Annotated in this window: 10 protein-coding genes and 1 pseudogene; 2 read left to right on the plus strand and 9 right to left on the minus strand. The window is 66.0% G+C overall.

Translation table 11 applies throughout. The features are described from left to right. The 9 genes and pseudogenes from PHP91_RS11175 to PHP91_RS11215 form a co-directional block, all read right to left on the minus strand. A pseudogene (locus tag PHP91_RS11175) lies at positions 1–247 on the minus strand (signal peptide peptidase SppA); the annotation flags it as partial. Positions 248–262: 15 nt separating this feature from the next. Continuing rightward, positions 263–2,098 carry a 30S ribosomal protein S1 gene (locus PHP91_RS11180; protein ID WP_300140539.1) on the minus strand — a complete coding sequence of 612 codons (1,836 nt, stop codon included), beginning with the start codon at positions 2,096–2,098 and terminating at the stop codon, positions 263–265. Positions 2,099–2,507: 409 nt separating this feature from the next. Continuing rightward, positions 2,508–3,173 carry a phosphate signaling complex protein PhoU gene (gene phoU / locus PHP91_RS11185; RefSeq protein WP_300140541.1) on the minus strand — a complete coding sequence of 222 codons (666 nt, stop codon included), beginning with the start codon at positions 3,171–3,173 and terminating at the stop codon, positions 2,508–2,510. An 85-nt stretch (positions 3,174–3,258) separates the two neighbouring features. Beyond that, positions 3,259–4,020, minus strand: coding sequence for a phosphate ABC transporter ATP-binding protein PstB (gene pstB, locus PHP91_RS11190; RefSeq protein WP_300140543.1), 762 nt, complete (start codon positions 4,018–4,020; stop codon positions 3,259–3,261). A 159-nt stretch (positions 4,021–4,179) separates the two neighbouring features. Beyond that, positions 4,180–4,965: an AMIN domain-containing protein gene (locus PHP91_RS11195; protein WP_300140545.1), complete on the minus strand. Its 786-nt coding sequence runs from the start codon at positions 4,963–4,965 to the stop codon at positions 4,180–4,182. A gap of 76 nt (positions 4,966–5,041) precedes the next feature. Further along, a complete protein-coding gene (locus PHP91_RS11200; RefSeq protein ID WP_300140547.1) occupies positions 5,042–6,001 on the minus strand; it encodes a glycosyltransferase family 1 protein in 960 nt (319 codons plus the stop codon). Further along, the gene (locus tag PHP91_RS11205) at positions 5,998–6,303 is read right to left on the minus strand and encodes an Hpt domain-containing protein (protein WP_300140549.1); all 306 of its coding nucleotides are present in this window, start codon (positions 6,301–6,303) and stop codon (positions 5,998–6,000) included. The genes PHP91_RS11200 and PHP91_RS11205 overlap by 4 nt, the downstream gene beginning before the upstream one ends. A gap of 23 nt (positions 6,304–6,326) precedes the next feature. Then, complete coding sequence (locus tag PHP91_RS11210) at positions 6,327–6,869, minus strand: chemotaxis protein CheD (RefSeq protein WP_300140551.1); 543 nt, start codon at positions 6,867–6,869, stop codon at positions 6,327–6,329. Positions 6,870–6,940: 71 nt separating this feature from the next. Then, positions 6,941–8,098, minus strand: coding sequence for an MFS transporter (locus PHP91_RS11215; protein ID WP_300140553.1), 1,158 nt, complete (start codon positions 8,096–8,098; stop codon positions 6,941–6,943). An 82-nt stretch (positions 8,099–8,180) separates the two neighbouring features. On the opposite strand from PHP91_RS11215, the gene PHP91_RS11220 reads away from it, so the two are divergent. Both PHP91_RS11220 and PHP91_RS11225 read left to right on the plus strand, forming a co-directional pair. Next, positions 8,181–8,615 (plus strand): DUF523 domain-containing protein, encoded by a 435-nt coding sequence (locus PHP91_RS11220; RefSeq protein WP_300140555.1) that lies wholly within the window; start codon positions 8,181–8,183, stop codon positions 8,613–8,615. Next, positions 8,612–9,343, plus strand: coding sequence for a SprT family zinc-dependent metalloprotease (locus tag PHP91_RS11225; protein ID WP_300140557.1), 732 nt, complete (start codon positions 8,612–8,614; stop codon positions 9,341–9,343). The genes PHP91_RS11220 and PHP91_RS11225 overlap by 4 nt, the downstream gene beginning before the upstream one ends. The last annotated feature ends 431 nt before the right edge of the window (positions 9,344–9,774 follow it).

Here is a 9,774-nt window from a genome sequence, read left to right on the forward strand (position 1 = left end):
GGACGCCTTTGACGGAGTCGTCTTCTTCGAGGGTATGGAGCCAGTCGACGACTTCCCGGGAGTCGAGGATGGCGCCTTCGATGTTGACGACGCCGAGTTTGTCGCCGCCGAGGCCGAGTCCGGCTCCCACGCCCATGGAGCGAAAGAAGGCCGTGGCCCCCATGACGAGGGCCACGGCCATTACTATCATCAACACCCCGAAGAGCAGGGGGTGGCGCTGGGAGAAACGGGAGTTGGTCTCTTCCATGCGCACGGTTTTAACCTACTTCTCTTCTTCGCTCTCTTCGGCGGCCGCTTCCTCGACGGGAGCGGCTTCCGCGGCGGGCGCTTCGGTTACTTCGTCGGCTTCGGGCTCATCGGCCAGGATTTCCCCGGCGGCCTCCTCCAGCTTTTCGCGGAGCAGGTCGCCCAGGGTGGAGCCGGTGCCGGAGCCGGAGGTGGTGGAGCCGAAGGTCTTGGGCTTGCGGGCGCCGGAAGCGGGCTCTTCCTTGGTCTGCTTGATGGACAGGCCGAGGCGGCGCTCATCGGCGGACACATGGATGACCTTGGCCTCGATGGAGTCGCCTTCCTTGAACATCTCGGAGGGGGACTTGACCTTCTTGCGGCTGATCTCGGAGACGTGGACCAGGCCTTCGATGCCTTCCTCGACCTCGACGAAGAGGCCGAAGTCGGTGATGTTGGTCACGGTGCCGGTGATCATCTGGCCCACGGGGTACTTGGACGGGACCTGGGTCCACGGGTCCTCGGTGAGCTGCTTGACGCCCAGGGTGAACTTCTCGTTCTCCTTGTCCACCGTGAGGACCTTGGCCTGGACGGAGTCGCCGACCTTGTAGACCTCGGAGGGGTGGCGGATCTTCTTGGTCCAGGAGATGTCGGACACATGGATGAGGCCGTCGATGCCTTCCTCGATGCCGATGAACACGCCGAACTCGGTGATGTTCTTGATCGCGCCTTCGAGGACGGTGCCTTCGGGGTACTTCTCGGCCACGACATCCCACGGGTTCGGGGAGATCTGCTTCATGCCGAGCGAGATGCGCTTCTTGTCGGGATCGACGCCGAGGACGACGACTTCGACTTCTTCACCGACCTTGACCATCTGGGACGGGTGGCGGAGCTTGCGGGTCCAGGACATCTCGGAGATGTGGACCAGTCCTTCCACGCCGTTTTCCAGCTCGACGAACGCGCCGTAGTCGGCCAGGTTGGTGATGACGCCGGTGAAGCGGGCGCCCTGGGGGTACTTCTCGGCGATGTTCTCCCACGGATCGGGCACGAGCTGCTTGAGGCCCAGGGAGACCTTCTGCGCATCGCGGTCGAAGCTGAGGATCTTGAGTTCGAGATCGTCGCCCAGTTGAACCATTTCCTTGGGATGCTTGATGCGCTTCCAGGACATGTCGGTGATATGGAGCAGGCCGTCGAGACCGCCCAGGTCGATGAACACGCCGTATTCGGTGACGTTCTTGACCTTGCCCTTGACGACCTGGCCGTCTTCCAGGGTGCCGAGGAGCTTGTCGCGCTGTTCGCTGCGCATTTCCTCGAGGAGGACGCGGCGGGAGACGATGACGTTGGAGCGGCGGCGGTTGATCTTCAGAATCTTGAATTCGAACTCCTGGTTGACCAGGGCGTCCATGTCGGGCACGGGGCGAAGGTCCACGTGGGAGCCGGGCAGGAAGGCTTCGACGCCGCCGAGATCGACGGTGTAGCCGCCCTTGATGCGGCGGACGATGCGGCCAACGGCCACGCCGTCCTTCTCCTGCAGTTCCTCGAGCTTGTCGAAGAGCTGCATCCGCTTGGCCTTGTCGCGGGACAGGTAGATGGTGCCCTCGGCCTCGTTCTTGCGGGCGACGAAGACGTCGACCTTCTGGCCGATCTTGACGTTCACGGTGCCGTCGACCTCGGTGAACTCGGAGACCGGGATCTGGCCTTCGGACTTGAAGTTGACGTCGACGAGGACGTAGTCCTTGTCCACCTTGACGACTTCACCGGAGACGATGGTGCCTTCGTCCAGGTCGCCGAAATCGGAATTCAGATACTCGTCGAGAGCATCGGCGAAATTCATTTCCATCTCGGCCATTTCAACAGATTCTTTAGTTTCTTCCATGGGTTACCTCCACAACGGACCTCGGACAATGTAATGGTTTAACGCATATTTGCAAGACGGGGGTACCAGCGCTTCCGGGTCATCGTTTTCCGAGGCAGGCGAGCCCCCGAAGCGCGGTCGGCATCAGGCCGGATTCCCCGTCCTTACGTCCAGACTAAAGCGGAAGCCGCGCCGCGCGGCGCATCCCGGCGCGGGCCGGGGGCTTCCAGTATATAAAGAGTACTGCTTTTATCCGAAATACGACGGGGTGTAAACCCTTTTCTCCCAATGGATTCCGGCGAAATCCCAAGGTTTTTTCGATACCGTCCCCGGCTGGGGAACGCGCAAGGGCCGGACCCGGCCGGCAAAAAAGCCGCAGGGGCGCCCCCCGGAGGAGACGCCCCTGGCGTGAGAGGGAGTGTGCCGAAAGCTATTCCTTGCAGTTGTGCTTCATGCTGGTGCCTTCCACGATGAAGACCACGGACTCGGCCACGTTGGTGGCCAGGTCGGCGATGCGCTCCAGGTGGCGGGCGGCGATGATGGCGTGCACGCCCCGCTCCACGATGCGGGACTCGGAGACCATGTCGGCCACGAACTGGCGAAGGATGGCGATGTTCAGGTCGTCGGCCTTGTCGTCCATGCGGCAGACCTGGGTGGCCAGGCTGACGTCCTCGTCCACGTAGGCCTTGAAGGCGTTGGAGAGCATGGTCCGGGCCGTGGCGGCCAGGCTTTCCATGCGCGGGTTGTGCGGCAGGGGCGGCCGGGTGGAGAGGAACAGGGCGCGGTGGGCCAGGTTGACGGCCTCGTCGCCGAGCCGCTCCAGGTTCACGGTGACGCGCTGGCCGCCGATGATGGTGCGCAGGTCCACGGCCATGGGCTGGTCGAGCGCGAGCAGCTCCAGGCTGAAGTTGTCGAGGTCGTCCTCCATCTGGTTGATGAGGCTGTCGCCGACGATGACCTCCTCGGCCAGGTCGGCGTCGTTCTCGAGAAAGGCCTTGATCGCCTTGTGCACGGCCGTCTCGGACAGGGCCGCCATGCGCAGCACCTTGACCTTGAGGTCCTCGAGCTTCTTGGAAAAATGCGCGCGCTGTTCCATATATCATCCTCCGGTCCGCATTGCGGAATCGCTGTCTGGTTGTCCGCCGTTATTATCCTGGCTTCATTCGATTGGCAACGGCGGGCTAGCCGAAGCGACCGGTGATGTAGTCCTCGGTCTGCTTGTTGGCCGGGTTGGTGAACATGGTCTTGGTGCTGTCCACCTCGATGAGCTTGCCCATGTAGAAGAAGGCGGTGCGGTCGGACACGCGGGCCGCCTGCTGCATGGAGTGGGTGACGATGATGATCGTGAAGTTCTGCTTGAGCTCGTGGATGAGGTCCTCGATCTTCTGGGTGGCGATGGGGTCCAGGGCCGAGGCGGGCTCGTCCATGAGCAGGACCTCCGGCTCGATGGCCAGGGCGCGGGCGATGCACAGCCGCTGCTGCTGGCCGCCGGAAAGGCCCATGGCCGAGGTGTGCATGCGGTCCTTGACCTCGTCCCAAAGGGCCGCGCCCTTGAGGGACTCCTCCACCCGGTTCTCCAGGAACGCCTTGTCGCGCACGCCGTTGACGCGCAGGCCGTAGGCGACGTTCTCGAAGATGGTCTTGGGGAACGGGTTGGGCTTCTGGAAGACCATGCCGATGCGCCGCCGAAGCGAGACCACGTCGAGGCCGGGGGCGTAGATGTCCTGGCCGTCCAGGGTCAGCTCGCCCGCCACCCGCGTGCCCGGGATGAGGTCGTTCATCCTGTTGATGCAGCGGATGTAGGTGGACTTGCCGCAGCCGGACGGCCCGATCAGGGCGGTGACCCGGTTGCGCTCGAAGTCTATGCTGATATTCTCCAGGGCCTTGAAATCTCCGTAAAAGAAGTCGAGATTTCGCGAGGCTACCTTGATGGCGTTGCTCATGCCTGTGTTACTCCCGATGAAATGGCTCGGGCCGCGTCCAATGGGCGCGGCAATTCATGGTCTCTATCCTCCGGGCGTTACGCCACCATTACCCGATTGTTACATTTGTGTTACAGCCTACAAAATCCGTTGGCTGCCGGTGGCTCGCGCGCGATTCGCTCAGGGCATCCGCACGCGCACGACCAGGCGGTCGCCCGTGCGCAGGAACTCGGGTTCGATCCCTCGCGCGGGCGGGGTGCGGAAATGAAAGACCAGGCGGAGCCGGTCCGGATGCTCGCCCGCCACCACATGACGGACCGCGCCGCTGTCTGCGCGGAGCACGTTGCGGGTCCGCAGCGTCCAGGGCTGACGCAGGTCCACCACCAGCCGCCGGGGATTGGCCAGGTTGAGGTAGGTGGTGTCGCCCACGGGCCGGTCGGCCACCACGGTCAGCTCGAACCCGTCGGCGTCGGAGCGCAGGGAGAGCCCGGTGACGATGCCGGCCTGGCCGGACGCCGGGGCGGCGGCGGACTTGCCGGGGGCGGGGGCGGCCGGGGCTTCGGCGCGGGCCGCCGGTTTTTCATCGGAGGCCGGGGCCGCATCGGAGGCCGGAGCCGGTTTCGCCGTCTCCGCCGTGGCGCCTGGCTCGGGCGGCCTGGGCGCGTCCACGTCCACCACGACGGGCGGCGGGGGCGCGGCCTGATCGGACCGGGCAGGTTCGTCGGGAACGGCGGGAGCCTGGGTGGCCGGGGCGGCGGATTGCGCCGGGGCGGGGGCCTCCCGGCCGGCCGCGTCGTCCGGCCCGCTCGCCGGGGGCAGGACCGTGGGGTCCACGGCCATGCGCACGGCCGGGCCCTCGGCCTCGGAGGCCGGGGCCGACTCGGCCGCAAGCAACGGCCCGGCCAGTATCAGCAAGGCCAGGAACAGGGCGAACAGCCCGATATGTCTGCCGGAATCATCCCTCATGCGCACTCCGCTTCAATGGGTCAGCGTGTCGGATATACCCAAAAGTCGCGGGAAAGGCAAAGCGGCAGGGCCGGGTTTACAACCCTTCGTAAAAATCGGTCAGGCGGCGGGCCACCCGCTGGTCGGACCAGCGCTCCTCCATGAAAACGCGGCCCTTGTCGCCGATGGCCGCGCACCGGGCGCGGTCGTCGCACAGCTCCACCAGCCGGGCCCTCAGCTCGCCCTGGTCCCGAGCCACGACCCAGGGCAGGTCGTCGGTCCCGGCGAACTCGGCCATGCGCGCCCGGTTCCAGTCGTCCAGCCCGGCGATGACCGCCAGCCCCTGGGAGAGCCCCTCCAGGCTGGACACGCCGTAGTACCCCTGCATGTGGTCGAAGAGGACGTGGCAGCGCCGCTTGCGCGACAGGCAGACCTCGTTGGGCACGTCGTCGATGAGGTCCAGGCGGATGCGGGCGCGCCGCCGGTTGACCCACTGCACGGCCTCCAGCAGGTCGTCGGTGTTCTTGAGATCCTTGCGCGTGGGCGAGTGGCAGAGCAGGAGCTGGCCGGGGTCGTCGAAGCGCCCCCACTGCGGCCGGAGCAGCGGCTCGCTGATGGGCACCAGGTTGGGCTGCCAGCGCGCCTCGGGCAGTTTGTGAAGCAGGTCCGGCGTGCTGACCAGCAGGTTGGTCCGGCCGCGCTCGCGGTACTTGCGGCGGAAGGACTCCGGGTCGGAGCGGAAATCGTGGTGCCCGTGGTGGTGGTGGACCACCGCCTTGCCCTTCAGGTAATCGGCGGGCAGGAACGGGCCGAAGGGCTGGTTCTCGTCGCAGGTCATGTGGAAATGGAGGACGTCCGCCTCGCGCAGGAGAATCTCCACCTCCTCCAGCCCGTCCGGGCCCAGGTCCGGGATGTGCAGGTCCTTTTCCCAGTCGTGGGTGTAGCGGGTCTCCAGGGTGACCAGGCGGCAGCGGTGGCCGCTGTAGCGGTTGACGGCCCTCGCGAACTGGATGGCCGTCCCGGCCGGGTCGTTGATGGCGAGCATGAGGATGTTCACGGTTTCACCTCCCCGTAGACCACGCGGACGGCGTCCAGAAACGACTCCGCCTCGGCCCCGAGCCGCCCGGCCCCGGCCAGGTCGCCCGCCAGGGCCGCGCCCTCGATGGCCGCGCCCAGCTCCGTCAGGTTCGGAAAGCCGTAGGACGTGCCCGTGCCCTTCATCCGGTGGCCGATGAGCCGGGCCGACTCGGCGTCGCCCCGCTCCACGGCCGCCCGCAGGTCGGCCAGTCCCTGGCGCTGCAACTCGAAATACCGGGGAATGATGGCTTCGAGCTCCCCGTCCACGATCACGGTCGGCATGGGTCCCCCCTCGGTTGAAAAAACTACAGCCTGGTTCCCACGTCCCCGTCGCCGTCGAACAGGGCGCGCTCGACGCTGCGCAGCCGCTTGAGCCAGATCTCGCCCGTGGCCGTGTGGAACAGGATCTTGCGCCCGCGCGAGCCGCCCACGTCCTCCACGGCCACGTCCAGCCGGGCGAAGCGCAGCAGCTTGCGCGCCATCTCGATGTTCCGGCGGCCGATGTTGTAGGAGCTCCACTCCATGCCGCGCACCGCGATGCCGGACGATCCGCCGAACATCTTGATGACCAGGTCCCGACGCGGAACGCCGAGTTTGTCAAGCGATTCCAGCATGTTCTGCAATGCGGTGTCCACATACCGGCAAATCTGCGGGTCGCCGCGCCGCTTGTCCTCGCTGCTGTCGGGCAAAAAGGCGTGGCAGATAGTCCCGATCCCGCGGCTGGGCGCATGCATGGTCACGGCCAGGCAGGAGCCGAGAACCGTGGTCACCAGCGTGGGCTGCACGCCGATGAAGCAGTCGCCCGTCTGGAGGAAAACCTTGGGTAGCCCCTGGCCCAACCCCTTCATGCGGCGCGCCCCCGGGCAAAAATCACGCATTTGAGAACCATTGTCCGATTTTACATCGGATGCGAGCCAAGTCAACCGCCGATTTGGGCCTTGCGCAATTGTCCGGGGATGAACTGGCTCAGGACCAGGGAGAGCACGGACAGGGCGGCCGCGCCCAGGAACACGACGTGATAGTCCGCCATCCAGGCCAGCCCCCCGAGGAAGGGCACGGCCACCGCGGCGATGTGATTGACGGTGAACCCCATGGCCATGCCCGAGGCGATGTCGCGCGGGTCCGCTATCTTCTGGTAGAAGGTGTTGATGCCCATGGAGAAGTTGAAGACGACGTTGTCCGCCACATAGAACACGCCGACCATGATGGCGCTTTCAGTCTCCGCATAGCCGAGGAAGACCACGGTCAGGACCATGTATTCCAGGGTGAGCACCGCCCGCTCGCCATACCGGTTCACGGCCCGGCCGATGAGCGGGTTCACGAAATAGTTGATGACGTTGTTGATGATGAACAGCAGCGTGACCTGCTCCACCGAAAACCTGAACTTGACCACCATCAGGTACACGGCGAAGGCCACGAAGATCTGCCGCCGCGCCCCGCTCAGGAAGGTCAGGGCGTAAAACAGCCAGTACCGGCCCCGGAAGACCAGCTTCTTGCGCTGCATGGGCGCGTCCGGGCTGGACGGGTCCCGCGTCAGGGCCCACAGCCCGGCCGCCACGGCCACCCCGCCCAGGATCGCGAACATCGGCTCGTAATCGAGCCGCCGGGCCAGCAGGTAGATCGCGCCGCCCACCAGGACGTTGGACAGGGCCGTCACGCTGCGCACCCGCGCCATGACCATCGGGGCCTCGGTGTGGCTGAAATACTGCAAGGTCAGCGACTGGTTCATGGTCATGTAGAAATGGAACCCGAAGCTCATCAAAAGCGTGGTCAGGACCAGCCCGGCCGTGGTCGGCAACAGCCCGGCCATGCTCACCCCGATGCCGAGCACGATGACCGACAACGCCGCCAGCCGGTGCTCGCGCACCACCAGGATGGCGTAGATGGCCAGCAGCGAAAGGAAGCCGGGCACCTCGCGCACGGACTGGACGATGCCCATCTTCAGGCCGTCGAGCCCGGCCACGTCCACGGCGAAGTTGTTGAGCAGGGTGCGCCAGCCCTGGAAGGCCACGGCGCCGCCAGCGGCCAGCACCAGCAGGAACAGGTACATCCCGCGCTTGGAATAGTCGTTTGTCACGGGCGCAAGATAGGCCTTTGACACCAGGGAGATCAAGGGTAGAATGCGGCCCACCCGAAACCCGCAGTCACCGGAGCTCCCGATGAAAAAACCCGTCCTGGTCAGCGCCTGCCTGGCCGGCATCCATTGCAGCTACAACGGCTCCAGCAACACCACGCAGTCCATCGTGGAAATGGTCCGCCGGGGCGAGGCCGTGCCCTTCTGCCCCGAGGTCCACGGCGGCCTGCCCACCCCGCGCCCGCCCTGCGAAAAAACCGACGACGGCCGCGTCGTCGACAACACCGGCGCGGACCGCACCGAACAGTTCCGACGCGGGGCCGAGGAAGGGCTCAAGCTCGCCAAACTCCTCGGCTGCGAGGAAGCCGTCCTCAAGGCCCGCTCCCCCTCCTGCGGCAAGGACGTCATCTACGACGGCACCTTCTCCTCCACCCGCGTGCCCGGCAACGGCGTCTTCGCCGAGCTGCTCCTCGAAAACGGCATCCGCGTCCGTACCGAAGAGGTCCCGCCCTCCAAATGACCTCCTTCGCGGGCCTGCCCCTGACCGTCAAGGAACACCCCCGCGCCCGGCGCATCCTGGTCAAGCTCGTCCCCGGCAAGGGACTCGTGGTCGTGGTCCCGCGCGGCTACCGCCACTCCGCGGTCGCCGACATCCTGGCCGAGAAACGCCAATGGATCGAACATACCCGCGACGCCCTGGCAAAGCGCGGCCTCGACCTCTCCGGCCAGACCCCCGACCCGCCGGACCACCTCGAATTCCGCGCCGCCGACCGCTCCCACCCCGTGGACTACCTCGACCGGCCCGGCCGGACCACCGTCACCCCAAACGCCGACCGCCTCCTCGTGCGCGGCCCCCTCGCAGACACCCCCGCCACCCTCCGCGCCCTCCAAACATTCACCGTCAAACGCGCCCGCGAATTCGCCCTGCCCCGCCTCGACACCCTCAGCCGCCGCCTCGCCCTGCCCTACGCCGCCCTGCGCCTTCGCCGCCAACGCACCCGCTGGGGCTCCTGCTCCGCGCGCGGCGCCATCAGCCTCAACGCCAAACTCCTCTTCCTCCCGCCCGAACTCGTGGACCAGCTCCTCCTCCACGAACTCTGCCACACCCGGCACCTCAACCACTCCCCCGCCTACTGGGCCCTGGTCGAACACCACCAGCCCGATTGCAAACGACTCGAACACGAACTGTCGCGCGGCGGCAAATACGTGCCCGCCTGGTTCGCGTGGGAAGGCGACGGTATGGCATAGGGAATGCCTCCGGCGGCCCCTTCGGGGAGACCAGGGCGCTGCCCTGGACCCGCCAAAGGCAACGCCTTATCGCTGCTGTCTTCATCCGTAAGGCTCGAAGACTCGCCAACGGCTGAAGCTGGAAACCATTCGCCGCTTTCGCGGGGGCGTAGCTCGGTAGAACGACTCATGTCCGCGGGGACGGGCGCTCGCTCGCCCCCGCCGTGCCGGGTAACGGCTGGGGTCGAGAAAAACGGGTGGGGATACGTGCTGCTTGCCGAGACACCGTCCGCCGCTTTTCTCGGCCCCAGCCGGGGTGTTTTTTGGGGAAAAGAAACAGACCAATCCTCAAATCAAGAACCCTGCCTCTGCCAATGTCTCAGACGCCGTAACGACAAGCTTTGCAAGTCTGCTCCAAGCAGTTCACACGGCGTGGGCTACTGTCCGCGAAG

It is taken from the genome of Pseudodesulfovibrio sp., assembly GCF_028692895.1.
Classification (GTDB): domain Bacteria; phylum Desulfobacterota; class Desulfovibrionia; order Desulfovibrionales; family Desulfovibrionaceae; genus Pseudodesulfovibrio.